This window comes from Marinomonas sp. AWM4_232, from assembly GCF_056158325.1.
The window spans coordinates 2,004,380-2,029,418 of record NZ_JBSWTA010000001.1; the positions used below are offsets into that span (position 1 = coordinate 2,004,380).

General features: G+C 46.1%; 20 protein-coding genes. 18 read left to right on the top strand and 2 right to left on the bottom strand.

Features of this window, described 5'->3' with window-relative positions:
• Window positions 1–16 precede the first annotated feature (16 nt).
• The 9 genes from ACXAC1_RS09540 (at window position 17) to ACXAC1_RS09580 (ending at window position 7,653) form a co-directional block, all read left to right on the top strand.
• Window positions 17–598, top strand: coding sequence for a DUF502 domain-containing protein (locus tag ACXAC1_RS09540; RefSeq protein WP_475061259.1), 582 nt, complete (start codon window positions 17–19; stop codon window positions 596–598).
• Window positions 595–942 (top strand): hypothetical protein, encoded by a 348-nt coding sequence (locus ACXAC1_RS09545; protein WP_228190564.1) that lies wholly within the window; start codon window positions 595–597, stop codon window positions 940–942. Before ACXAC1_RS09540 ends, ACXAC1_RS09545 begins: the two co-directional genes overlap by 4 nt.
• Before the next feature lie 232 nt (window positions 943–1,174).
• Window positions 1,175–2,473, top strand: a complete 1,299-nt coding sequence (ugpB, locus tag ACXAC1_RS09550) for a sn-glycerol-3-phosphate ABC transporter substrate-binding protein UgpB (RefSeq protein ID WP_475061262.1) — start codon at window positions 1,175–1,177, stop codon at window positions 2,471–2,473.
• A gap of 88 nt (window positions 2,474–2,561) precedes the next feature.
• Window positions 2,562–3,437 carry a sn-glycerol-3-phosphate ABC transporter permease UgpA gene (gene ugpA, locus ACXAC1_RS09555; protein WP_475061265.1) on the top strand — a complete coding sequence of 292 codons (876 nt, stop codon included), beginning with the start codon at window positions 2,562–2,564 and terminating at the stop codon, window positions 3,435–3,437.
• Window positions 3,437–4,285 (top strand): sn-glycerol-3-phosphate ABC transporter permease UgpE, encoded by an 849-nt coding sequence (gene ugpE / locus ACXAC1_RS09560; RefSeq protein WP_475061267.1) that lies wholly within the window; start codon window positions 3,437–3,439, stop codon window positions 4,283–4,285. Before ugpA ends, ugpE begins: the two co-directional genes overlap by 1 nt.
• Window position 4,286: 1 nt before the next feature.
• Window positions 4,287–5,369 (top strand): sn-glycerol-3-phosphate import ATP-binding protein UgpC, encoded by a 1,083-nt coding sequence (locus ACXAC1_RS09565; protein ID WP_475061269.1) that lies wholly within the window; start codon window positions 4,287–4,289, stop codon window positions 5,367–5,369.
• Entirely contained in the window at window positions 5,360–6,088 is a 729-nt protein-coding gene (locus ACXAC1_RS09570) for a glycerophosphoryl diester phosphodiesterase (protein WP_475061271.1), read from the top strand. The genes ACXAC1_RS09565 and ACXAC1_RS09570 overlap by 10 nt, the downstream gene beginning before the upstream one ends.
• A 1-nt stretch (window position 6,089) precedes the next feature.
• Window positions 6,090–6,866, top strand: a complete 777-nt coding sequence (locus tag ACXAC1_RS09575; RefSeq protein WP_475061273.1) for a DeoR/GlpR family DNA-binding transcription regulator — start codon at window positions 6,090–6,092, stop codon at window positions 6,864–6,866.
• Entirely contained in the window at window positions 6,859–7,653 is a 795-nt protein-coding gene (locus ACXAC1_RS09580) for an HAD-IIB family hydrolase (RefSeq protein WP_475061275.1), read from the top strand. Before ACXAC1_RS09575 ends, ACXAC1_RS09580 begins: the two co-directional genes overlap by 8 nt.
• Window positions 7,654–7,713: 60 nt before the next feature.
• On the opposite strand, the gene ACXAC1_RS09585 is transcribed toward ACXAC1_RS09580, so the two are convergent.
• The gene (locus tag ACXAC1_RS09585; protein ID WP_475061278.1) at window positions 7,714–10,161 is read right to left on the bottom strand and encodes a penicillin-binding protein 1A; all 2,448 of its coding nucleotides are present in this window, start codon (window positions 10,159–10,161) and stop codon (window positions 7,714–7,716) included.
• Between the two features lie 188 nt (window positions 10,162–10,349).
• Between ACXAC1_RS09585 and ACXAC1_RS09590 the strand changes: the two genes are divergently transcribed.
• From ACXAC1_RS09590 to ACXAC1_RS09625, 8 genes are all read left to right on the top strand, one after another.
• The gene (locus ACXAC1_RS09590; RefSeq protein WP_475061281.1) at window positions 10,350–11,219 is read left to right on the top strand and encodes a hypothetical protein; all 870 of its coding nucleotides are present in this window, start codon (window positions 10,350–10,352) and stop codon (window positions 11,217–11,219) included.
• Window positions 11,216–11,893: a hypothetical protein gene (locus ACXAC1_RS09595; protein ID WP_475061283.1), complete on the top strand. Its 678-nt coding sequence runs from the start codon at window positions 11,216–11,218 to the stop codon at window positions 11,891–11,893. The genes ACXAC1_RS09590 and ACXAC1_RS09595 overlap by 4 nt, the downstream gene beginning before the upstream one ends.
• A complete protein-coding gene (locus tag ACXAC1_RS09600) occupies window positions 11,893–13,074 on the top strand; it encodes a type IV pilus secretin PilQ (RefSeq protein WP_475061285.1) in 1,182 nt (393 codons plus the stop codon). Before ACXAC1_RS09595 ends, ACXAC1_RS09600 begins: the two co-directional genes overlap by 1 nt.
• Before the next feature lie 39 nt (window positions 13,075–13,113).
• Window positions 13,114–13,653, top strand: coding sequence for a shikimate kinase AroK (gene aroK, locus ACXAC1_RS09605; protein ID WP_475061287.1), 540 nt, complete (start codon window positions 13,114–13,116; stop codon window positions 13,651–13,653).
• A 4-nt stretch (window positions 13,654–13,657) separates the two neighbouring features.
• Window positions 13,658–14,752 (top strand): 3-dehydroquinate synthase, encoded by a 1,095-nt coding sequence (gene aroB / locus ACXAC1_RS09610; RefSeq protein ID WP_475061288.1) that lies wholly within the window; start codon window positions 13,658–13,660, stop codon window positions 14,750–14,752.
• Between the two features lie 28 nt (window positions 14,753–14,780).
• Window positions 14,781–16,370 carry an AAA family ATPase gene (locus tag ACXAC1_RS09615; protein WP_475061289.1) on the top strand — a complete coding sequence of 530 codons (1,590 nt, stop codon included), beginning with the start codon at window positions 14,781–14,783 and terminating at the stop codon, window positions 16,368–16,370.
• A gap of 401 nt (window positions 16,371–16,771) precedes the next feature.
• Window positions 16,772–21,223 carry a glutamate synthase large subunit gene (gene gltB / locus ACXAC1_RS09620; RefSeq protein ID WP_475061291.1) on the top strand — a complete coding sequence of 1,484 codons (4,452 nt, stop codon included), beginning with the start codon at window positions 16,772–16,774 and terminating at the stop codon, window positions 21,221–21,223.
• A gap of 83 nt (window positions 21,224–21,306) precedes the next feature.
• Window positions 21,307–22,728, top strand: coding sequence for an FAD-dependent oxidoreductase (locus ACXAC1_RS09625; protein WP_199462616.1), 1,422 nt, complete (start codon window positions 21,307–21,309; stop codon window positions 22,726–22,728).
• A gap of 36 nt (window positions 22,729–22,764) precedes the next feature.
• Here the strand turns inward: ACXAC1_RS09625 and ACXAC1_RS09630 are convergent, their stop codons facing one another.
• Window positions 22,765–23,826, bottom strand: a complete 1,062-nt coding sequence (locus ACXAC1_RS09630) for a phosphatase PAP2 family protein (protein WP_475061292.1) — start codon at window positions 23,824–23,826, stop codon at window positions 22,765–22,767.
• A 435-nt stretch (window positions 23,827–24,261) separates the two neighbouring features.
• On the opposite strand from ACXAC1_RS09630, the gene ACXAC1_RS09635 reads away from it, so the two are divergent.
• Complete coding sequence (locus ACXAC1_RS09635) at window positions 24,262–24,945, top strand: P-loop NTPase family protein (protein ID WP_228190578.1); 684 nt, start codon at window positions 24,262–24,264, stop codon at window positions 24,943–24,945.
• Window positions 24,946–25,039: the final 94 nt, after the last annotated feature.

The window sequence follows — 25,039 nt, forward strand, 5'->3', positions numbered from 1 at the left end:
CCTAATGGAGCGCAAAATGAATAAACTGATATCCTTAGTATTAAAAGGCTTAGTGGCCGTTTTACCGATTGGCCTGACGGTCTATTTTATTTATTGGTTGTTTACTACAGCCGAGACATTGGTACGCCCGCTAGTGTTGTTGGTATGGCCAGTTGATTACTATTTTCCTGGGCTTGGAGTGTTAACCTGCCTAGCAGGATTGGCTCTGATTGGCTTAGTGGTGAACTTTTACGGCGTTCGCTACCTAATGAAAGTAAGTCACAGGGTGTTTGAGAACATCCCCTTAGTAAAATCGATCTATGGGGCGTTGCAAGACATGATGACAGTGTTCAGTCTGTCCAATAAAACTGAACAGCAGAGTGTCGTGTCGTTAGAAATCCAAGGTATGCAGGTCATTGGTTTTGTTACTGGTGAAAAAATGGGACAGCGACTGTTTGGCGACGCGAATTTAGTGGGTGTTTATCTCCCTTTGAGCTATCAAATCGGTGGTATGACGGTATACGTTGAACGGGATAAACTGACGCCTTTAGATGTAACGATGGAAGAAGGTATGCGTATCGCGGTCACAGGCGGTGTGCAATCAAAGACGAAATCATGAAGCAATTAGAAGACATTACGACATTATTAGAAGAGCAGGGTTATCCCGCTAAATTAAAAGCCTTCCCACGCCGTATTTATGTTGGCTCAATCGGATCATTTTATGGTGTCACCATTGTTCAAAATGAACAAACTGGTGAGTTGAAGGTTTCCTATCAACCACTGATATTGATTATTGGTAGTGTGCTGCTGATTTATAGCTTCATTGTCAGCTATGGCAATGATGACATGTTGTCCGCTCTGATCGGCATTACTGCCGCATCGGTGATCGCAAACTTTTTTAAATCCCGTAAAAAGAAACAGGAAATCGAAGCGGTATTGGCGCAAGTTAACTCGCAAGAGTAGCGTATAGCGAGACATTGGCTTTGTTGAAAAAAGGGTTTCAAGGCAGACTTGAAACCCTTCTTTCGTTTTATAAGTTCGATAAGGGACAAAATATTGTTCAAATGAAAGATATTAGTTTCATTTGAAATTTAAATATCATCAAAATGAAACATTACGCACGTACATTGACCCTCGTTTGATGCGTTATGACGAATACTTATTCCATTTTTGGCTTACAACGAGGGTTATTAGCATGAGTTCACGTGCATTGGTTTCATTAGCGGTAGGATTAGCGGTTTCAGGCTCTGCGATGTCTGCGACACAGATTGAGTGGTGGCACGCAATGGGTGGCGCTAACGGTGAGAAAGTTGAAGAAATTGCGCAGGCATTTAACAGTGCCCAAGACTTGTATGAAGTAAAACCGGTTTACAAAGGTAACTACACTGAAACCATGACGTCAGCGATTGCGGCGTTTCGTGCTAAGCAGCAGCCAGCGATTGTGCAGGTGTTCGAAGTAGGAACGGCGAGCATGATGGCCGCAGAAGGCGCGATTTACCCAGTTTACAAATTGATGCGTGAACAAGGTCAGCCGTTCAATCAGGATGACTACCTAAGCTCTGTAACGGGTTACTATACAGACCAAGATGGCAACATGCTTTCTATGCCATTTAACAGCTCAACACCTGTGCTGTATTACAACAAGGAACTGTTTGCGAAAGCTGGCGTGTCGGCACCAAAAACTTGGGAAGACATGGAAACCGTATCGCAAAAACTACTGGATAGCGGAGTGGAGTGTGGTTTCACTACCTCTTGGCAGTCTTGGATTCAATTAGAAAACTTAAGTGCGCGTCACAATGTGCCTTTTGCGACGAAGGCGAACGGTTTCGCTGGCATGGACACCGAGTTTGAGTTTAACGGTCCTGTACAGGTTGCGCATATCTCGAAAATGAGCGAGTGGCAGCAAAACGGCATCTTCAGCTACGGTGGCCGTCGTAGTGATTCTGCACCGAAATTCTACAGCCAAGAATGTGCGATGTTCATGGGCTCTTCTGCAGGATATGCTGGCATGAAGCGTAATGCGAAATTTGATTTTGGTGTATCGCAATTACCTTACTGGGCGAGCCAAATCGATACCCCACAAAACACCATCATTGGTGGCGCATCACTTTGGGTGCTTCAAGGTAAGAGCGATGCAGAATACCAAGGTGTGGCAACGTTCCTAAACTTCCTATCTCGTGCAGACATGCAAGCTGACTGGCACCAATTCTCAGGCTACCTACCGATCACTCATGCAGCCTACGATCTAACTAAGGGTCAAGGTTTCTATGATGCGAACCCAGGTACGGAAACAGGTGTGATTCAAATGACTTCTGTGACACCAACTGAAAACTCTAAAGGTCTACGCCTAGGTAACTTTGTGCAAATCCGCGACATCATCAACGAAGAGCTAGAGTCGGTTTGGAGCGGTGATGCGGACGCTCAAGCAGCCCTAGATAAAGCGGTTGAACGTGGTAACGCGTTACTGCGTAAGTTCGAAAAAGCGAATAACTGATCATCACTTCCTCACTCTTGAGGTGCCTCCCTCTCTCGGAGGGGGGCTTTTTTGCTTTGATGTTTGCTCCAAATAGCTGAGTGCGAGTATGTCCGTACATTTTCCACAAAAGAAGCTGCCGTATTTGCTGCTGTTACCACAGTTAGTGATTACCTTTATCTTCTTTTTATGGCCTGCCGAACAGGCCATTGAACAAGCGTTTTATCAAGAAGACGCTTTTGGTCTAAGCCGAGAGTTTGTCGGTTTAGATAACTTTATTGATATTTTCCAAGACCCACAGTATTACACCTCGATCGGTGTGACGTTGATCTTTAGTTTCTCGGTGGCTTTCCTCGGTATGGCGTTAGCCTTGTGGCTGGCAGTGATGGCCGATCGTGTGATTCGAGGCAAGTTGGCTTACCAGACGTTGCTGATTTGGCCCTATGCCGTCGCCCCTGCGTTGGCAGGTGTTTTATGGTGGATTCTTTTTGACCCAAGTATGGGGCCCGTTGCGCTCTGGTTAAAAACGGTGGGTGTCGAGTGGAATCACTTTTTAAACGGTGATCAAGCGATGATTTTGGTGGTAATTTCTGCCACTTGGAAGCAGATCAGCTACAACTTTTTATTCTTTTTAGCGGGCCTTCAAGCGGTGCCACGTTCTTTGATTGAAGCGGCTGCAATTGATGGTGCCAGCCCTGCAAAACGCTTCTGGGACATTGTGTTTCCGTTGCTATCACCGACCACATTCTTCTTATTGGTCGTGAATTTGGTGTATGCCTTCTTTGACACTTTTGGTGTGATCGATGCGACCACTCAAGGTGGTCCAGGTGTGAGCACCGCCACCATGGTGTACAAGGTCTTTAATGACGGCTTCATTGGTCTGGATCTAGGCAGCTCCGCGGCACAATCTGTGGTGCTAATGGGATTGGTGGGGATTATGACGGTGGTTCAATTCCGTTACATTGAGCGTAAGGTGGAATACTAATGATTGAAAATCGTCCTTGGCTAACGGCCATTAGCCACCTTTCTCTACTCTTGGGCATCGCCATGGTGGCATTGCCTGTCTGGGTGGCGCTAGTCGCATCGACGCATCCTACGGAAGCCTTTGGTTCTGGGGAAATCCCACTCTGGTTTGGTGATCAGGCGATCCAAAACTGGGGCGCGGTGTTGTTCGCTAAAGCAGGGAATGGCATCGATGTCCCAGTATGGTCGATGATGCTGAATTCGCTGGTGATGGCATTGGGTATTACCATCGGCAAAATTGCGATCTCCATTTTATCTGCTTACGCGATTGTGTTTTTCCGTTTTCCATTTCGAGGCGCAGCGTTCTGGGTCATTTTCATTACCTTGATGCTGCCCGTTGAAGTGCGCATTGTGCCGACTTATGAAGTGGTTGCGAACCTCGATATGCTCAACAGTTATTCAGGTTTAGTACTGCCTTTGATTGCCAGTGCCACGGCAACATTTTTATTTCGCCAGTGCTTTATGACGGTACCCGGTGAATTGGTGGAAGCGGCTCGTATAGATGGCGCAGGGCCGATTCGCTTCTTCTTTGACATCTTGATGCCATTGTCGCGCACCAATATCGCAGCCCTGTTTGTGATCATGTTTATCTATGGCTGGAATCAGTATTTGTGGCCGTTGATAGTGACCACAGATGATGCCTATTACACCTTGGTCATGAGTATTAAACGGATGCTCTCTGTGGAGCAAGGTGATGTGGAATGGAACCAAGTTATGGTCACCACATTATTAGCCATGCTACCGCCAGTGTTAGTGGTGGTATGTATGCAGAAATTATTTGTTAAAGGTCTGGTGGACGCGGAGAAGTAGCATGTCAGATTTAGTCTTAGAAAATATTGGAAAAACCTACGCTAACGGATATCACGCGATCCCCAGTATTGACCTGAATATTGAACAAGGTGAATTCATTGTTTTAGTGGGACCATCCGGTTGTGGTAAGTCAACCTTGCTCCGTATGGTGGCAGGCTTGGAAACCATTACCCAAGGGGACTTGCTGATCAAAGGCGAGCGGGTGAATGACAAAGAGCCTGCTGCGCGCGACATTGCCATGGTGTTTCAAAACTATGCGCTTTATCCACATATGTCCGTGTACGACAACATGGCCTATGGTTTGAAAAACCGAGGTGTGAATAAAGACGAGATCGACACCAAGGTGAATGCGGTCGCCGTAATGCTTGGGCTTGAAGAGCTGTTGAGTCGTAAACCGAAGCAATTGTCAGGCGGACAGCGCCAGCGTGTTGCCATGGGGCGTGCCATGGTGCGTGATCCTAAGGTCTTTTTATTCGATGAGCCCTTGTCCAACTTAGATGCAAAACTACGTGTGCAAATGCGTGTGGAGATTCGTGAGTTGCAGCGTAAGCTGGGAACGACCACGCTATACGTGACCCATGACCAAGTCGAAGCCATGACGTTGGCCGATCGATTGGTGGTGTTGAATAAAGGTCATGCGGAGCAGATTGGCACCCCAATGGAATTGTATGATCGCCCGGCATCGACGTTTGTGGCGCAATTTATTGGCTCACCGTCCATGAATCTTATCCCCACCGCGATGAAAAGTGAGTATTTGCAACTAGGTGTGGATATCCGCTTGCCTTGTCCACAGCTAGCGGATCAAAAGCTTATTTGGGGAATTCGACCTGAGCATGTGGAAATCTGTGCTGCAGAAGAAGCCGATGTCATGCTGAGCGTGAAAGCAGTGGAAGCCTTGGGTGCGGAAACCTTAGTCCACGGTAGACTTCAATTAGGAGACGGCAACACACCAAACTTTGTAGTACGATTGGCAGGACATCATACGCCTAAGTTGGGAGAGCGCTTGCCCCTTAGGGTTCCTGAATCCGCTTGGCATTTATTCGATGCTGAGACCCAACAGAGGGTAGAGAAATCATGCAACTGAGCAAAGTTATGGGGCACCGTGGGGCGGCATTGTTAGCGCCAGAAAACACCTTGGCATCGATTAAAGCTGCAGCGAAAACGGGTGTAAAATGGGTGGAAATTGATGTCTACCCAATTGCTCAAGGTGGTCTTGTGATCTTTCATGATGATACCTTGGATCGTTGCACCAATGGTTCTGGTGTGACAGCAGACGCAGAGCTTAAAACGGTCTTATCTTTGGATGCTGGAGCTTGGTTTGGTAGCGAGTTTTCAGGGGAAGGGGTGCCCACACTTGAGCAGGCGATAGCATGCATTCAGGATCTTGGTTTAGGGCTTAACTTAGAAATCAAATACGAAGGCACAGATGTCGAAGCAGTGGTACCTCCGATTTTGGCCACGTTAAAAGCGCTTTGGCAAGCCCCTGAGATGCTGATGATTTCAAGCTTCAACTATCCAGCTTTGGAAGTCTGCCACCGTTTAAACAGCACCCTTTACTTGGCTTACTTGGTGGAAGATGTACCGCAGGATTGGCAGGAGAAACTCTCTGGCATAGCGGCGTACAGTTTAAACTGTGATTATTCGCAATTAACTGAAACCCAAGCGCGAGCGGTAAAAGAGGCAGGCTATAAATTGCTTTGCTACACAGCTAACACCACCGATGCGGTTAAAGATCACTGGCAGTGGGGCATGGATGCGGTGATCACTGATGATCCTAACCAGTTTATGCATTTGGAGTCATGATTTGAGTTTAAATGAACGTCAGCTGCACATCTTAAATTGGGTGCAGCAGTGCGATTTATTATTGGTTGAGGACATGGTGGAACGCTTCAATGTGTCCTCACAAACCATTCGAAAAGACATTAACCAGCTGGCTGAGAAACACTTGGTCAGACGCCAGCATGGCGGCATTGCGCCGGTATCCACAGCGGAAAATTTGCCCTTCGCGAATCGCCAATTTTTGAACAGTGATGCGAAGCAGAAAATCGCTCAACAGGTGGCCCAGGTCATCCCTAATGGTGCGTCGGTATTTTTAGGCATAGGCACGACGGTGGAGTACGTGGCAAAGGCGTTACTGAATCATCAAGAGCTGCAAGTGTTTACCAATAACCTGACGGTCGCTACGTTGTTTGCAAACCGCCAAGACATTTCTGTAAGGCTAACGGCTGGGCGCATGCGTCATCGTCATTGTGACTTGGTGGGAAGCGATGCCATTGAGAGTATGCGCAAGTATGTATTTGATTATGGCATTTTAGGCTGTGGTGGCTTACATGAACGCTATGGCATTCTGGATTTTGACCCAGACGAAGCCAATTTAAGTCGTGTACTGATCGAGCAAAGTCGCCACGCGTTGCTGGTTGCAGATCAACATAAGTGGGGGCGTAAAGCGGGCGCCTGTGTCACATCCTTTGCCGCAGTTGAAGCCCTGTACACCGACGTTATTTCCGTAGAGCAGCGTCAATTATTGATGCAACAAGGAGTGGAGATTGTGCTTAGCGAAGAGTTAATCAAACATGCCTAAACCATTAGTGGATTTACCGCAGACAACACTCAAGAACGTGCGTTATGTTCTCACTGATTTTGATGACACGCTAACGCTTCATGGCCGTTTGCCGACTGCAGCACTTAGTGCTTTGTATCGGCTAGAACAAGCAGGGGTTAAAGTAATCCCTGTCACTGGTGGCTGTGCAGGATGGTCGGATATGATGGCCCGAGTACTGCCTGTAGCAGGTGTCATCAGTGAAGGTGGCGGTGTGTTTCTAGAGCCAAAGTCTGGTGCGATCCGCTATCACTTTTTGAACGCTGAGGCGGCTATGCGTACAGAGCAAGCGTCTCTGTTAGCAACGGTTCAAGCAGAATTGGTGCGTTTTCCTACTTTGGCTTTGGCAAAGGACCAAGCTTATCGATTAACGGATGTGGCGATCGACTACGCACAGCAGGTGCAGCCCCCCGCCCATCAAGAGAAAGAGGCGTTACTGGCTCTTTTGCGAGAGAAAGGGCTGAATGCGAAAGCGTCTTCTATTCACATCAACGTTTGCCAATCAGGGGTGGATAAAGTGGTCATGGCGCGTCATGTGCTGACGCACTTTTTCCAACTGTCTATGGTGCAAGCTCGTCAACAGGTTATCTACGTAGGCGATGCTCCTAATGACGAGTCGATGTTTGCGGAGTTTCCTTTAAGTGTCGGTGTAGCGAACATCGCGCCACATTTAACAAGGCTGAAACATCTTCCGGCTTACCTAACCGATGCCGAAGGTGGTGAAGGCTTTGCACAGCTAGCGGATTACCTGCTTTGTCATCATGGCTAACAATACAGGTAACGCTTGAAGCATAAAAAAACGCTGCCAGATAGCAGCGTTTTTTGTGGTTTAGAATAAATTCTCAATGGCGATATTGCTGGAGGCTGCTGATTTCGTCTCTGTATTCGATGACCTTTCTTGAGAGTCTGGCCTCGCGACAGTTCGTTTAGCCGGAACATGATCTTTACGGAACAGTTCGAAAATAGCGTTGTTTTGCCCCGGAATCGCTCGTTCACCAGTCGTAGGGTCAATACGAACAGTGACCAGAGATGATGGCTTATCAACATAGCTTGATGGCTTCTCTCTGAGTGCTGAGCGCATGTAGTTTATCCAAGTTGGCAAAGACGCAGAGCCACCCCATTCACCACGCCCCAATGGAGACATGTCATCAAAGCCAGTCCAAACTGTTGTCACAATGTCGCCATTAAAGCCAGAGAACCAAGCATCACGGCCATCATTGGTAGTACCGGTTTTACCTGCAATATCGTCACGCTCTAGCACGCGAGCGCGACGTCCGGTGCCATAGCGAATCACATCGCGCATAATGTCGTACATGATGTAGTTCACTTCAGCATCCAAAACCCTTGGCGCTACCGGTAGTTCAACGATGCCTTGCTTACGATCGAACAGGCCTTTTGTCGGGCTATCGATGTCTATGCCTTCAAGCAATGTGCAATCCTGACAAACTGTCATAGGCTCAGCTTTGAATACCGTGTCGCCTGAACGATCTTCGATATGATCAATTAAATAAGGCTGAACGCGAAAGCCGCCGTTTGAGAAGACCGTGTAACCAGAGGCAATCTGCAATGGAGAAAGGTTAGCGCTGCCCAATGATAGGGACAAGTTATGTGGCAATTCGTTCGGGTCAAAACCGAAGCGCTTAATGAAATCGAGTGTAGGACGAACCCCCATTTCATCAAGCAAACGAACGGAGACGACATTTTGAGAGCGATACAAAGCTTGGCGTAATCGCGTTGGGCCATAGAATTTTCCACCGTCATTAGTCGGGCGCCAAGCGCTGGCTAAGTTGCTGTCTCTGAATACAACGGGGGCATCATTGATAACGCTGGCCGCGGTATAACCATTCGACAAAGCACTTGCATAGATAAAAGGTTTAAAGTTCGAGCCAGGTTGACGTTTAGACTGTGTGACACGGTTGAATTTATTGGCGAAGAAATTAAAGCCGCCGACAAGGGATTCAATCGCGCCATCACGGCTATCTAGAGAAATCAATGCACTTTGTACGGCGGGTGTTTGCGCTAGGCGCCAGGTTGTTTCGTCATCAGGACGTAACTGGATGATATCGCCAGGAACCATGACATCGCTAACCGCATTTGGTTTTTTACCATGGTAATTTTCATTTATATAAGGTGCCGCCCAGCTCATCGCTGAGAAAGGCAAGTCCACAGCGCTGCCATCCTGCAGGCGCACAGTGGCTTGTTCATCTTCGGTACTTAAAACTAAAGCCAACGTCCAATTAGGGATATTATCAAATTCGTTAAAGGCTGCTTGTTGATCTTCTAATGCGGCATCGATTAGATCGGTACGAGTATCCAACGTGCCACGGTAACCATGACGCTCATCGTAGGCAAGTACACCGTTGTAAACAGCTTGGTTGGCTTCTTTTTGACGCTTGGAATCGATGGTCGTGTACACCACAAGACCTTCCGTATAGAGCTTGTCGCCATAAGTTTGATACAGTTCGTGACGCACCATCTCAGCCACGTAGTTAGCCTCTACATCCGCTTGTATACCATAGTTTTTAGCGGTAACGGGGGACTCTACTGCATTCTGGTAGGAGGTTTTATCAATCATTCCTAAGGTAAGCATGCGCTGTAGAATCCAGTTGCGACGGATCAATGCTCGAGATGGGTTGGCAACAGGGTTATAGCGTGATGGGGCTTTTGGCAATCCTGCAATCATGGCGTATTGCGCTAGAGACAGCTCGCTGAGGGGCTTGCCGTAATACACTTGTGCCGCTGCATCAAAACCATAAGCGCGTTTGCCAAGGTAAATTTTATTCATGTAGAGCTCTAGAATTTCGTGTTTACTAAGCTCTTGCTCCATTTTCAAAGAGATGAAGATCTCAGTGAACTTACGCATAAAGGTTTGCTCGAAGGAAAGAAAGTAGTTTCTCGCGACCTGCATAGTAATGGTACTACCACCACTTTGAATTTCCCCGGTCGATACTAATTGATAGGCTGCACGTAATAGGCCCATGATATCGACGCCTGGATGGTGGTAAAAATTACTGTCTTCTGCCGCTAACACCGCGTTTTCAAGATCCAGAGGTATATCTTCGTAGCGAACAGGTGTCCGACGCTGCTCACCAAACTCTCCGATTAATTGCTCATCCCGAGTGTAGATTCGTAAAGGGATTTGCAGCTCGATAGCTTGCATTTCTTCTTTGGTAGGGATACTTCCTTTTACTTGTTGGTATACCGCGAAGACAATACCAGCAGCTGCCAATGCACCGATAAAAGCAAGGATAAAGAGAATTTTGAATGTTTTGGCCATGTTGGGTCGCTGATTAATTCGTGTTCGATCAATTATACCTGAGTTAGGTTGACCTTGGAGACTTGTGGAAGGGAATTTTCGTGTTATCTTCTTGTAAAGATATGATGATCAATGCTGAAAAGTATTTTTCTGATAAGCTACTTAGCGATTAGATTTAGAAAAAATGACATCGATTCATGGAGGAAGACATGTCTGTATTTATTCGCCCTAGTTATTTTCTGCTATACGAAGGCTCTTGGTGTTACATGTCAAGAAAAACGCTAACAAGCGCTTTTTCTGGCGAAATGGAACCAGCATTTCATTCTGATTCAAGTGCTGTTGAAGCGGACTTCGCTCAGTTGATAAATGCGCTGCGCCAGCAAAACTCCGCCGTATCAACACTCTTGCTACCCGATTGTTGGCTGCAAACTTATCAACATCCTCTTGAAGAAATTCTACCTGCGAAATTGCTTGGAATGGCTGCACATGCTTATGCACAGTTAGCAATATCGTATTCAGAAAAGGAGCATCTATTAAGCTATTATCAGGACAAAGATAAAGCCCCTTATACACTTTATATTGCTGTGTTGCCGGTTACTTACTTCAAAAAATTAAAGCAATTGGGGGTGCGAAACATTGCTAGTGAGAGACTTTTTCGTCTGAGTAAGCTTGGCGGAGAGGGTGTTCATAATCGCCGTACAGTTGTCTTCCATCCCTATAGTGAGAGCTATCTTCAGCTGCAACAGCAAAACAAGCAATATCGTAGACTGATAGGGATTTTTTTACTGCTGACAACACTTGGAGGTGTTGGAGCAAGTTATCTTTGGCTGGATATGCCTGCTCGTGTCGAGCGATTTCATTGGGGCTGGCCTGAGCCCTCTGCGGCCATCATTAATACCGGTTTACTTTATATCCGAGCGCTACCAAGAACGATGCGATTAGAGCATATTGACTTTCAATCTAATTACGTTCGTCTTGAACTGACGGGCCCTGCATCTGAACTCATACTTTGGTATGAAAACTGGCCATCTTCTTTGCCACCACTAGCGGTCAAACTCAATGGTGAGGTGTGGCAATGAGAAAATTTATTGCAGCACAAACTATGACATCTAATAAATGGCTATGGATTATCTTGATTGAGCTGATCATTATGCTTTGGGGTGTCACCACTTTGTTTCAGCTACATGAGGAGCGTTATCAATCACAACAAAAGTGGCAGCGTTCGGAAACTCAATGGCAAGTGATTATCCGCTCGATAAAAGCACTCGCTCTACGTTATCACGCAACATTAATCTATGAGGATTCCTATGTTGTGGGATTACGCATACAGGATACGATGAGTTTATCCGATTGGAACCGAACATTCACTGATCTACAAAAGGAACATTGGCTTCAGCTCAAAAATGCGTCTTGGCGCAGGTATAACGACCAATGGGAAGCTGATCTAACATGGTTCTTTTGTAAACCTGCGACATTAAAGCCAGAACAAAATTGGCTGCCGATTGACGAACAATCTGCTTGGCCTCGTGCCGGTGAGCTACTCACAACGCTTTATACTCCTAAGGCCACTGCATTAATAAAAGTAGACGGACAGGAAGCGTGGTATCCAATTGGGCAATGGCTTCCAGCGTTACAAGCCACAATTACTCACATAGAACCAGAGTACATAACCTTATCTAATATCCAAGGAAAGCACCGTCAGTTGCTGTTAACAAAGAAATACCATAAACACTCTGAGCAGGGAGAGCCTTAATGTTTAAGAATTTATCTGTGATTTGTTTATTAGTTTTCTTGAATGCTACACAACAGTGTTTTGCCTTAGATGTGTTTGTCAGACAACAGCCATTACAGCAAGTACTGCCGCAACTGGCAGCGAAGTTAAACAGCAGTGTAGTGATTGACCCAGAAATTGATGGGGACATTACTGTTTCTATTCGTGATGCAACATGGGAGCAAGTATTGTCCGCGGTGGCTCAGCAGAGACAATTGTCTTTGCAATGGCAAGATACCATTGCCATCTTAACGCCACGAATTGAGTCGTCAATCACAGAGACCGTTTCCGCCTCCCCTAATTGCGCACATAGAATTTGGAATTTGAAACATGCCAAAGCAGCTCAAGTTGGTGCGCATGTACAACATTTCTTTTCCGATATTAAAGTGATCATTGATATTCGTACGAATGCGTTGATGACCAGTTACTGTGGTGACTCTGAAGTATTAGAAGAATCACTAGCATGGTTAGATAGCCCAGTTCGACAGATAGAGATAGCAGCGGAAATTGTACAAGTGAATAATACGATTCAAGAGCAATTAGGGGTGAACTGGCAAGCGAACCTTTTGGACGGCGCTCAGCAAGGAGTTGTTGCGAACGCTGCTTTAGGGATTGCGTCTGCGCCTATCTCTCTTGGTATGACAGAGCGCTCTGGTGTGGTGAATTTATCCGCAACGTTGGATTGGTTAGAAAGAAATGGCTCTGCGAACATCATCGCAAGACCTAAAGTTGTGACCTCAGAAGGCCAATCGGCACGCATCGAGTCGGGTACTGAAGTGCCTTATCAAGTGATGAATGATGACAATTTAAGTGTCGAGTTTCGCCAAGCTGGCCTCATATTAGAGGTTACGCCAGAAGTAAAAGATGCGACGACCTTATTGCTGAATCTAAAAATCCATCAAGACTCGGTAGGGGATATGGTGAATGGCGTTCCCAGCTTAGAAACCAATCGTGTGCAAACTCAAGTGGTAGTGAATAGTGGCGAGACGCTGGTTTTGGGCGGGATTTTTCGTGAAGAACAGTTAGTAACGATTAACAAGGTTCCAGTGCTCGGAGATGTACCTTTATTAGGTGGTTTGTTTCGACAGCGGACCGAACAACAAGAAAAAAGGGAACTACTTGTATTTATTACGCCAAAACTGCTAAAAATGTCGGTAAACTAGGCAATAGCCGAAAACAGTTAACTTCGAAGTATTAAAAACATGACTAACGCCCCGACAATTATATTAGTTGGCCCAATGGGGGCAGGGAAAACAACCATTGGACGCCTTCTGTCACAGCAGCTGGACAGAGAATTTTTCGATTCTGATCGGGTGATTGAAGAAAAAGCTGGTGCAGATATTCCTTGGATTTTCGAAAAAGAAGGGGAAGAAGGGTTTCGCCGTCGAGAAACGCAGACGTTGCAAAGCATGTTGGATGAAGACCAACAGCCGATTGTATTAGCTACTGGTGGTGGCATCGTGATGAAAGAGGAAAATCGTCACCTGCTTAAGCACCAGCCTTTAGTTGTTTACTTATTTGCATCGGTTGCCCAGCAATTACAGCGAACCTCGAAAAGCAATCATCGCCCACTTCTAAAACAAGGTAACCCGAAAGAAATCTTGAGTCGTCTATTTTCAATCCGAGACCCATTGTATCGCGACGTGGCATCGGTCATTGTAGAGACGGACTCTCGTCACCCTAAAACGGTGGCAAATAAAGTTATGGACGCGATTAAAAAGCATTTAGCGGCGGAGGTTTAAACGCATGCGAACTCTGACGGTCGATTTAGGAGACCGAAGTTACCCGATTTACATTGGTTCTGGTATTCGTCATCAAAAGCAGCTTTTCCGTGATGCGATTCATGGTAAGCAAGTGATGATCGTAACGAATACTACGGTTGCAGACATTTATTTGGCAGAGTTGGTCGCACTGTTGGGCGATGAGTATCAAGTCGATACTTGCGTGTTACCAGATGGTGAGAAGTATAAAACTTTGGCCACTTATGAACAGATTATGTCTGCATTGCTGGAAGCCAAACATAATCGTACCACGACTGTGATTGCTCTAGGTGGTGGTGTCGTGGGTGATATGGCAGGGTTTGCGGCAGCAACCTATCAACGCGGTGTGCCTTTTATTCAGGTGCCAACGACGCTCCTGTCGCAAGTGGATTCCTCTGTCGGTGGTAAGACCGGTGTGAATCACCCGTTGGGTAAGAATATGATCGGTGCTTTTTATCAGCCACAGGCAGTCATTATTGATACGGAATCCTTGAACTCATTGCCAGCGCGTGAACTTTCGGCTGGTATGGCTGAAGTGATCAAGTACGGCCTAATTTGCGATGCGCCATTCTTTTCTTGGTTGGAAGACAATATTGACGATTTAATGACGCTGGATAGTGAGAAAATCACCCACGCCATCTATGAGTCTTGTCGCGCCAAGGCGGAAGTTGTTGCACAAGATGAAAAAGAAGGCGGCATTCGCGCTATCTTAAATTTGGGTCATACCTTCGGGCACGCCATTGAAACAGAAATGGGCTACGGTAATTGGTTGCATGGCGAAGCGGTTGCTGCTGGTACTGTGTTAGCCGTGGATTTATCTTGGCGTTTAGGTAGCCTGACCGAGTCAGATGTTGAACGCAGTGTGAATCTGCTAGCAAAAGCCAATTTGCCAGTGTTACCACCAAAAGGGATGAGTCGAGAAGCGTTTATTGAAAGAATGCTGTTGGACAAAAAAGTACTGGATGGTAGTTTACGTTTAATACTGTTGCAGGCATTGGGAGACGCGTACGTTACGTCTGACTTTGCTATGGAAGACTTCAACGCTTGTTTAGATGACGCGATAGAAGCAGCAAGCGCTTAATCATTTAACTGATACTCTGAGGACATGCATGGCGGAGCCAAACTTTCAGTTCAATCTGGAGGAAGCCTTAGATCAGCAACCAAAAGTGATGCTGAGGAATCCGTTTGGCTCCAATGATTCTCAAGTCTACTTTTCTAGCGAAGAACGTAACCAGCAACTGAGCATGCTGGAGCACTTAAGTCGCTATTCTAACCTCTTATCTGTTGTAAAAGGCGCCAGTGGTAGCGGAAAGACCCGCTTCTTGCAGGAATTTATGCGTCTGCAACATGACTCGGCCGTCATTAGCCACGTCAAAGCTTCCATGTTGATGACCGCGGGACAGCTGTTACAAGCTATCTATCAAGGCTATGCCGATGTCCTTGAAAATAGAGGTGGTGACACCTCTTTTGGGCCGCTGCTTAAGTTTGCCCATGATATGGAAGCAAAAGGGCAGAAGGCGATTATCTTGATCGATAATGCCCATGAGCTGAATACGGATGCTGTGACTATGCTGATGGACATGATGTCTTTAGCCACGGAATCCCAGGAAGTGCCTCATGTGGCTTTGTTTACAGAGCACTCAATTGCACGCAATTTAGACAGCTATCAGCGCAGTCGTTATGAGCAATTAAGTCATGAGTTGGCCCTCGCGCCTTATACCTTAGAACAAACGCGAGCGTACTTATTACATCGTGTACGTGCCATCGGTGGTGGTATCAACCTGCCGTTCAATGAACGCCAGATAAAGAAAATTTACCAGCAGTCTGCAGGTTTGCCTGGCGCCATTAACCAGATCGCTTTGGCGATGATGGGAGAAGGCAAACCTGGGGAGTCCAGTGCCAGTGATAAGCGCTCTTGGGTGCGCTTAGGTGGATCATTTGGTTTCCCTTTGGTACACATGGCGCTGATGTCGATCATTATGCTGGGGATATTGGTCGCAGTGATTTTTAGTGATGGCGAAGACGACGCCACACCGGTAAGCAACAGTACCAGTATTGCGCCAATCGCGCAGAATGCGCCAAGACAAGCAAGTTCTGAGACATTGGCGCGGATTGAAGCGATGCAACGCCAGATTGGTCAGGAAACTCCTGTATCATTGCCTCCTATTCCCGCTGAAGCACTTCAGCCCGCTGCGGAACAATCGAATAGTGCTTCGGCCAATCGTTCTGAGAATACTAATATAACCACGGCTCCCATCCGGCTTACGACGCCTAATCAAGACTCTGTAGTCTCTGAGCCGAGTACTCCCGTACAAACCACGCCTGTTTTGCAACCCGCAGAACCTGAGGTCCCAGAACCTGTCCCTGTTAAGCAAACTGTCGCAGCCGATCCGTTTGATAAAACCCGAGCTTGGTTAGAGCGCAATCCCAACCGCTATACACTTCAGTTATTAGGTACCCATAATAAAGACACGGTACAGGATTTTATTCGGGATCAGGGTAGCTTATCCGCATTTAGTTACTTTCAAGCGCTTCATAACGGCAGAGAATGGTATGTGGTTGTCTATGGCGAATACCGTAATCGCAGTGAAGCCATTGCCGCGGTTGAGAACTTGCCACAAGCGTTGCGCAGTTTAAATCCTTGGGCGCGAAGTGTGCGTGGCATTCAGCAGGATATCCAGAAAACTGGCACTCCTTAATCTGCATGTTTTTTGTACAAAAAAGGTGTTTTTGCACTTTTAATGCATGATTTCCGTCGCATTTTGATAAAAAAAAAGAGAAATAAGTAAAAAAAACCATATTTCTCTGAATTCCAATGTAAGTCAGAGGAATTTTCTGTCTGCAAATCAGCGAACCATAGATAATTCTACTTTACTATGAGAACGGTTCTTATTTGATGACAAAAAAGCCCCATTTTGCCCCATTTGACCATGCTTGAAGTTTGAGCGATCCCAGAGCCCAGAGTAGTATGGCCCTCAGTTTGAATGGTTAGGTGGGTATATTACAACCATTTCTCATGCCCTTCTGAGGCACCCCCACCTAACGTTATATGAAGTAAATCGAGTAGAGTTTTCTACGTTTTAACTGTGGGAGTTGGTGTATGAATGCAGGCCTTTATCGTCCTGGCGAGTTCAAAGACAACTGTGGGTTTGGCCTAATCGCTCATATGGAAGGTACGTCTAGTCACGACCTTTTAAAAACCGCAATCGAATCTTTAACCTGTATGACACACCGTGGTGGTATTGCTGCCGACGGAAAAACCGGTGACGGTTGTGGTCTATTAATTCAAAAGCCTGATGCGTTCTTGCGTGAAGAAGCTAAGACTTTGTTCAATCATGTATTCTCCGACCTATACGGTGTGGGTATGGTGTTTTTGGACCAAGACGAAGCGCTGGCTGAGAAACAACGCGATGCGTTAACCAAGCAACTAGAAACAGAAGGGTTAAATGTAGTGGGCTGGCGTGATGTGCCAGTAGATCCTTCTTGCTTAGGTACGATTGCGATGGATTGCCTACCACGCATTGAACAAGTGTTTGTCGACAGTAACCGTCTTGATGCACGCACGTTCGCCACTCGTCTTTTCGTTGCCCGTCGCCGCACTGAAATCGAGCTAGCTGAATACGAAAACTTCTACATCTGTTCTTTGTCTGACAAAGTGTTGGCGTACAAAGGCTTAATGATGCCAGTTGATTTACCTACTTTTTATAAAGATCTAGGTAATGAAAAACTAAAAACCGCCATCTGTGTATTCCACCAGCGTTTCTCAACCAACACGTTGCCTAAATGGCCGTTGGCACAACCGTTCCGCATGGTGGCTCACAATGGTGAGATCAACACGATCGACGGTAACCGTAACTGGGCGATCGCACGTGGTAGCAAACTGCGTTCTCCTTTGATCCCTGAATTAGCGGACCTTCAACCAATTGTTAACCTAACGGGTTCAGACTCGTCTTCTATGGATAACATGTTGGAGCTGTTGGTCACTGGCGGCATGGATATCTTCCGTGCAGCACGTATGATCATTCCACCAGCATGGCAAAACGTAGAGAACATGGATCCTGAGCTGCGTGCATTCTATGAGTTTAACTCAATGCACATGGAACCATGGGATGGCCCAGCAGGTCTTGTTATGACTGATGGTCGCCACGCGATCTGTATGTTGGACCGTAACGGTTTGCGTCCTGCCCGTTGGGTGGTGACTAAGAATGGTTACATCACACTGGCATCTGAAATCGGTACTTACGATTACAAAGCCGAAGACGTTGTGTCTAAAGGTCGTGTTGGTCCTGGCCAAATGTTGGTTGTGGACACGCAAAACGGTAAAGTGCTGCACACGGACGACATTAACAATAAACTGAAATCTGCTCACCCATACAAGAAATGGTTGAAGCAAGAAGGTTTGCGTATCGAGGCTCTATTGCAAGAGCATTCGATGGAGTTTGTGCCGTTTACCCCTGAACAAATGTCGACTTACCAAAAGATGTTCCAAGTATCTTTTGAAGAACGCGATCAGATCTTCCGTCCATTGGCTGAAAGTGGTCATGAAGCGGTTGGCTCGATGGGTGACGACACGCCAATGGCCGTTATGTCGAGCCAAACTCGTCCGGTATCAGACTACTTCCGTCAGAAGTTTGCTCAAGTAACCAACCCACCAATCGACCCACTGCGCGAGTCGGTTGTAATGTCCCTTGAGACATTGATCGGTGTTGAACGTAACTTGTTTGAAGAAACGCCTAAGCACGCTAATCGTATTATCTTGTCATCGCCAATCTTGTCTGCTCGTAAGTACAGCCGACTATTAGCGTTGGACGATCATCGTTTCCGCCTAGTACGTTTGAACACTACATACAATCCTGACGAAATTAGCTTAGAACAAGCGGTTCGTAACTTAAAAATCAGTGCCGAAGAAGTCGTACGTAATGGTGCTGTGATTGTGGTATTGACGGACCGTGAGTTCGAAAAAGGTCAGCTGCCGATTCCGGCGCCAATGGCTGTAGGTGCGGTACACCACCACCTGACAGAAGTAGGCTTGCGCTGTGATTCAAACATCGTTGCTGACACTGGCTTTGCACGTGATCCACACCAGTTCGCCGTGTTACTAGGCTTTGGTGCGACAGCAGTTTACCCATACCTATCTTACCGCTTGATCAACGATATGATCGATAAAGGTGAAGTGTTAGGTGATCCGATTTCTTGTCACCAGAAATACCGTAAAGGCATCAACAAAGGACTGATGAAAATCATGTCTAAGATGGGTATCTCTACGATTGCTTCCTACCGTGGAGCACAGCTTTTTGAAGCAGTCGGCCTAGATAGCAAAGTAGTTGATTTGTGTTTCAAAGGTGTTGCTAGTCGTATTCAAGGTGCCACGTTTGAAGACTTCCAGCGTGAGCAAGCGAATATTGCTGTAAACGCTTGGAAAGCGCGTAAGCCAATCCAGCAAGGCGGTTACCTAAAATACGTACACGATGCGGAATACCATGCCTTTAACCCGGATGTGGTTCGTAACCTACAAACCTCTGTGAGCAGTGGTAAATTCGAAGATTTCTCTAAGTACGCAGAGTTAGTTAACACACGTCCTGCTTCGATGTTACGTGACTTATTTGGCATCAAAGAAGACGTGAAAGAAATTGCTTTGGACAAGGTTGAACCAATCGAAGCTATCCTGCCTCGCTTTGACTCGGCTGGTATGTCTCTTGGTGCCTTGTCTCCTGAAGCACACGAAGCACTAGCACAAGCAATGAATGAATTGGGTTGTCGTTCAAACTCTGGTGAGGGTGGTGAAGACCCAGCTCGTCACGGTACAGAACGTCGCTCTAAGATTAAGCAAATCGCATCGGGCCGTTTTGGTGTGACGCCAGAATACCTTGTGAACGCAGAAGTGCTGCAGATCAAAGTCGCGCAAGGTGCGAAGCCAGGTGAAGGTGGTCAGCTACCGGGTGGTAAAGTAAACGGTTTGATTGCTCGTCTACGTTACGCGGTACCAGGTGTAACCCTGATTTCACCACCACCACACCACGATATTTACTCGATCGAAGACTTGGCACAGCTGATCTTCGACTTGAAACAAGTAAATCCAGATGCCCTAGTATCAGTGAAACTGGTATCTGAGCCAGGTGTTGGAACGATCGCTGCTGGTGTTGCTAAAGCTTACGCTGACTTAATCACTATTTCTGGTTACGACGGTGGTACCGCGGCATCGCCAATCACATCGATCCGCCATGCGGGCTCTCCATGGGAGCTAGGTCTGGCAGAAGCACAGCAAGCTCTTCGTGCTAACGATCTACGTGGCAAGATTCGCTTGCAAACAGATGGTGGTTTGAAAACAGGTCTGGATGTGGTGAAGGCTGCGATCCTAGGTGCTGAAAGCTTCGGTTTTGGTACCACACCAATGGTGGCAATGGGCTGTAAGTTCCTACGAATCTGTCACTTGAACAACTGTGCAACGGGTGTGGCAACGCAGGATGAAAAGCTGCGTGAAGAATACTTTATCGGTACCGTAGAAATGATCAAAAACTTCTTCCGCTTTATGGCTGAAGACACGCGTCAATGGATGGCTAAGTTAGGTGTTTCTAGCATGGCAGAATTGATTGGTCGTACCGATCTACTGACCTTGCTACCAGGTGAAACCTCTAAGCAAGCAAACTTGGATCTATCGCCAATTTTGAACAACGATGCGATCCCAGCAGACAAGCCTCAATTCTGCCAAGTACCGTTTAACCCGCCTCATGATAAAGGCCTATTGGCTGAGAAGATGTGGGAGACCGTTAAAGAGGTAGTGGAAGAGAAAGAAGGCGGTGAGTTCGAGTTCAATGTGACCAACTGCGACCGTTCTATTGGTGCTCGTCTGTCTGGTGAAATTGCCAAACGCTACGGCAACCAAGGTATGGTCGATGCACCATTAACCTTGCAACTGAAAGGCACAGCAGGTCAATCATTCGGTGTATGGAACGCTGGCGGATTGCACATGTACCTAGAAGGGGACGCCAACGACTACGTGGGTAAAGGTATGACTGGCGGTAAGCTAGTTGTTCGTCCACCAAAAGGTTCGGCGTTTGAGTCACAAGAGTCAGCGATCATTGGTAATACCTGTCTATACGGTGCGACCGGCGGTAAATTATTTGCAGCAGGTACTGCCGGTGAGCGCTTCGGTGTACGTAACTCAGGTTGTCATGCGGTAATCGAAGGTGCAGGGGATCACTGTTGTGAATACATGACAGGTGGCCTGGTAACGGTGCTAGGTAGTACAGGCTACAACTTCGGTGCAGGTATGACCGGTGGTTTTGCTTACGTACTCGACTTAGACCGTACCTTCGTAGACAAGTACAACCACGAGTTGGTGGAAATCCAACGTGTAGGTACAGAATTGACTGAAGAATACCGTTCGCACTTACGCAGCGTGATCGAAGAATATGTTCGCGAAACTGATAGCGAGTGGGGCCGTGAGATCCTAGAAAACTTCTACGACTACATCGGTAAGTTCTGGTTAGTGAAACCAAAAGCAGCAAGCTTAGGCCAGTTGTTGGCGAACACTCGTCAGCGTCCTGAATAAGCTTTAGAGAAGAACGTTCCTAACCCAGTTTGACCCATTTGAGAGAGTGCCGCGCCGAGCGCGGCCACAGGAGATAGCAGCTTATGTCTGAGCGCTTGAACAACGTATTTCAATTTGTTGAAGTGGATCGTAAAGATCCGAAGAAGAAGCCACTGCTGACGCGTAAATCTCAGTTCGTGGAAATTTATCGTCCTTTCGAAGAAACGCAAGCGAAAGGCCAAGCACACCGCTGTTTAGAGTGTGGTAACCCATACTGTGAATGGAAATGTCCGGTACACAACTACATCCCGAACTGGTTGAAGTTGGTATCAGAAGGCAACATTCTGGAAGCAGCAGAACTTAGTCATCAGACGAACTCACTACCAGAAGTGTGTGGTCGAGTGTGTCCGCAAGACCGCCTATGTGAAGGCGCTTGTACACTAGGTGAAGGTGGTTTCGGTGCTGTAACCATCGGCTCTGTGGAGAAGTACATCACTGATACAGCGTTTGCATTGGGCTGGCGCCCAGATATGTCAAAGGTTGTTCCAGTTGATAAAACCGTTGCCATCGTTGGTGCAGGCCCTGCGGGTCTTGCTTGTGCGGACATTCTCGTTCGTAACGGTGTGAAGCCTGTTGTATTCGATAAGAACCCAGAAATTGGTGGTCTTCTAACGTTTGGTATTCCAGAGTTCAAACTTGAAAAGTCTGTGATGACTCGTCGCCGCGAAATCTTTGAAGAGATGGGCGTTGAGTTCGTGCTGGGCACCAGTGTGGGCGATGATGTGCCATTCGAGCACCTGCTTGAAGAATACGATGCCGTGTTCCTAGGCATGGGTACTTACAAGTACATGAAAGGTGGCTTCCCAGGTGAAGACCTACCAGGTGTCTACGATGCTCTAGACTTCTTGATTTCCAATGTGAACCATTGCTTAGATTTCGAAGAAAGCGAAGACGATTACATCAACATGAAAGGCAAGCAAGTGGTTGTCTTAGGTGGTGGTGATACCGCGATGGACTGTAACCGTACGTCTATCCGTCAGGGTGCGAAGAGCGTTACTTGTGCTTACCGCCGTGACGAAGAGAACATGCCGGGCTCACGCAAAGAAGTGAAAAATGCTCGTGAAGAGGGCGTACAGTTCCTATTTAACCGTCAGCCAGTAGAAATCATTGGTGATGGCAAAGTAGAAGGCATCAAAGTTGTTGAAACACAAATGGGTGAGCCTGATGCCAATGGCCGCCGCAGCGCTGAAATCGTTGAAGGCAGCGAGCAAATCATCCCAGCAGACGTCGTATTGGTGGCCTTTGGTTTCCAACCTAGCCCTGCGCCTTGGTTTGAAAAGTTCGGCATTGAAACGGACAACCGCGGACGCGTATTGGCACCAAAAGACGGTAAATTCATGTTTCAAACCACTAATGAAAAAATCTTCGCGGGTGGCGACATGGTGCGCGGCTCTGACCTAGTGGTGACAGCGATTGATGAAGGTCGTAAAGCCGCTGAAGGGATTATGGATTTCCTAGACGTTTAAGATTCGTCATGTGACCCACGCTTGTGGTGTCTCATCTCAGCCCCTATCTTTGATAGGGGCTTTTTTTGTCCATTTTGAAACCGCATACCAAATTAAAGCTGTAGTGAGGATTGATACATAACCGTCAATAGCGTAGTGCCAACCTAAATGTACGGATCCAACTTGAATTGCAACTAGGTATATCCAACAAATAACTCCTAGCTTCTTGTTATAATTAGATATAGAAATAGCTATCAAAGTAGTAATGGATACATGCATGCTTGGCATTGCAGAAATGCCGCCGCCGAGGATAGATGAGTTAGAGGAATAGGAGGACCATAGAGTTTCTTGAGTGTTTAATGCCCAGATTTTTAGGAAGCTACCACTGTTAATTAAATCTAAATTTTGTTTGGTAAGAATGTTAAAAAGCTGTCCATAAATTTTTTCATTTTCATATAGGTGGTGGTAAAAGCATGGGCCAGCTGAAGAAAATAATGTAGCTAAAATGTTTCCATTTATAGCCCAGCACAAAATAAAACAAATAATTGAGTTTTTTCTTAATATCGTCTTTTTTGTTGAATAGCAAAAATAAATTAAAAATATCCAAAGGAAAAAGAACCACAAGTTATAAAGTAAGTTAATTATTCCTGATGAAATGCTAGAAGTAAAAATTGAATGAGTTATTTCCCATGGGTGTTGATTAAAATGTATATGATAATCAATAGTTGATAATGTTGAGTCGAGATAAAAATTATTTATGTTTGGGAAAAACTCTTTTGTATTAGTGAATAGAGATAAAAATATCGAAAGAAAAAAAAGTATGAAAAGTATGTTTATTGTCTCATTAAAATGAGTTATCGGGTATTTTGCTATCTCATAGTATCTAAATAATGGATGCTTCTCTTTATTTATTACTAGCTTAATAAAGTGTAAGAATAATCCAATTGCGCCTGTTAAAATAGATGCTTTAATAATGTTTGTGAAATACATTGACAATACAATCGGTAGCCCAAAAATAAAGTGCGCAGAAGCATATAACAAAAAAACAATAAAAAACGTATAGTATATGTGTCTATCTCTATTAATAGGGGAAGATAAGTATTTGATTTTTTCTTTCATTTTTTTCCTTTAAGTTTTACACGCTAAATAATTTTCAATTCTAGCGTTCCTTTGTGTAGTGGTATTTTTTATTATATTCTAATTTTTTGGTAAGCGTAACTGAATCGGCCTCTAGCTTTCTTGCCTAACTCCATTCACTAAGGGCAAATGTTATGTGACCGATTTCAACTATTCCTAGGGTTGTTCTGCGTCCAGTGAATCATGCCTTAATTCGACATAGCCATTGTTCTTAGATCAATGACTATGTTTAATACGAGTTTTATTCTGGTTTTTCCGCCATGATCCATGTGCGAAAGCGCAAGAGTCATGTGAATACTTGGTATCGTGCATTCCTATTTATAGCGCTTCTCTGTATGTTTATTGCACGGGGTCATCACTCCGTCATACAGCCATGCGTATAGTCAGGCTGTGAACCATTCAAACAGGGAGCGTTACATGGGTAAGGTACATTTCGTCGGTGGTGAAAAAGGTGGTGTAGGCAAATCAATGACGGCGCGTTTGCTGGCGCAATATTACATCGACCATGAACTGCCATTTTTAGGTTTCGACTGCGATGCGTCACACGGCACGTTTTCTCGCTTTTATAGCGACTTTGCTTCACCGGTGGTAATTGGCGAAGAAGACAGCCTTGATGGTCTGTTGGAAGCAATGGAAGCCAACCCAGATAAGGATTTAATCATCGATCTAGCCGCACAGGCCGCAAAGCCTTTAGGTGACTGGATTGATGACACAGATGTATTTGGTTTATTGGATGAAATGGATTACCAGGTTTGCCTATGGCATGTGATGGACGACGGTGCCGACTCAGTGTTGCTACTTGATCAACTACTAGAGCGTTACCAGCAACCAGAGCTTGAGTTTATCGTGGTACAAAACTTGGGTCGCGGTACTGACTTCTCTCGATTCCAAAAATCAGACACCTTCAAAAAAGCTCAGCAACGTGATGCGTTCATCATTGAGTTACCTAAGTTGCAAAGTAAGCTGACTCAGAAGATCGACTTCAACAACAGCAGCTTTTGGGCGGTGGCCAATAACCGCAGCCTCATGAATATTGCTGAACGCCAGCGCATGAAAGTGTGGCTCCGTAATGCCTATGAGCAATTGGCTTTTCTAGAATAACCCACGTCGCTTTCAAAGTTAGATCACAGCGCTTCCTTATTTCGCCTTGAGAAACAGGAAGCGTCTAGGGATAGTGATAGGACGCCTAATCAGA

Excerpts from the sequence above, each read along its gene's own strand:
- aroK (WP_475061287.1), top strand. The coding sequence starts at position 13,114 with ATGACTAACGCCCCGACAATTATATTAGTTGGCCCAATGGGGGCAGGG.
- ACXAC1_RS09615 (WP_475061289.1), top strand. The coding sequence starts at position 14,781 with ATGGCGGAGCCAAACTTTCAGTTCAATCTGGAGGAAGCCTTAGATCAG.
- ACXAC1_RS09540 (WP_475061259.1), top strand. The coding sequence starts at position 17 with ATGAATAAACTGATATCCTTAGTATTAAAAGGCTTAGTGGCCGTTTTA.
- ACXAC1_RS09595 (WP_475061283.1), top strand. The coding sequence starts at position 11,216 with ATGAGAAAATTTATTGCAGCACAAACTATGACATCTAATAAATGGCTA.
- ACXAC1_RS09590 (WP_475061281.1), top strand. The coding sequence starts at position 10,350 with ATGTCTGTATTTATTCGCCCTAGTTATTTTCTGCTATACGAAGGCTCT.
- aroB (WP_475061288.1), top strand. The coding sequence starts at position 13,658 with ATGCGAACTCTGACGGTCGATTTAGGAGACCGAAGTTACCCGATTTAC.
- ACXAC1_RS09600 (WP_475061285.1), top strand. The coding sequence starts at position 11,893 with ATGTTTAAGAATTTATCTGTGATTTGTTTATTAGTTTTCTTGAATGCT.
- ugpE (WP_475061267.1), top strand. The coding sequence starts at position 3,437 with ATGATTGAAAATCGTCCTTGGCTAACGGCCATTAGCCACCTTTCTCTA.
- ACXAC1_RS09565 (WP_475061269.1), top strand. The coding sequence starts at position 4,287 with ATGTCAGATTTAGTCTTAGAAAATATTGGAAAAACCTACGCTAACGGA.
- gltB (WP_475061291.1), top strand. The coding sequence starts at position 16,772 with ATGAATGCAGGCCTTTATCGTCCTGGCGAGTTCAAAGACAACTGTGGG.
- ugpA (WP_475061265.1), top strand. The coding sequence starts at position 2,562 with ATGTCCGTACATTTTCCACAAAAGAAGCTGCCGTATTTGCTGCTGTTA.
- ACXAC1_RS09545 (WP_228190564.1), top strand. The coding sequence starts at position 595 with ATGAAGCAATTAGAAGACATTACGACATTATTAGAAGAGCAGGGTTAT.
- ACXAC1_RS09580 (WP_475061275.1), top strand. The coding sequence starts at position 6,859 with ATGCCTAAACCATTAGTGGATTTACCGCAGACAACACTCAAGAACGTG.
- ACXAC1_RS09625 (WP_199462616.1), top strand. The coding sequence starts at position 21,307 with ATGTCTGAGCGCTTGAACAACGTATTTCAATTTGTTGAAGTGGATCGT.
- ACXAC1_RS09570 (WP_475061271.1), top strand. The coding sequence starts at position 5,360 with ATGCAACTGAGCAAAGTTATGGGGCACCGTGGGGCGGCATTGTTAGCG.
- ACXAC1_RS09635 (WP_228190578.1), top strand. The coding sequence starts at position 24,262 with ATGGGTAAGGTACATTTCGTCGGTGGTGAAAAAGGTGGTGTAGGCAAA.
- ugpB (WP_475061262.1), top strand. The coding sequence starts at position 1,175 with ATGAGTTCACGTGCATTGGTTTCATTAGCGGTAGGATTAGCGGTTTCA.
- ACXAC1_RS09630 (WP_475061292.1), bottom strand. The coding sequence starts at position 23,826 with ATGAAAGAAAAAATCAAATACTTATCTTCCCCTATTAATAGAGATAGA.
- ACXAC1_RS09585 (WP_475061278.1), bottom strand. The coding sequence starts at position 10,161 with ATGGCCAAAACATTCAAAATTCTCTTTATCCTTGCTTTTATCGGTGCA.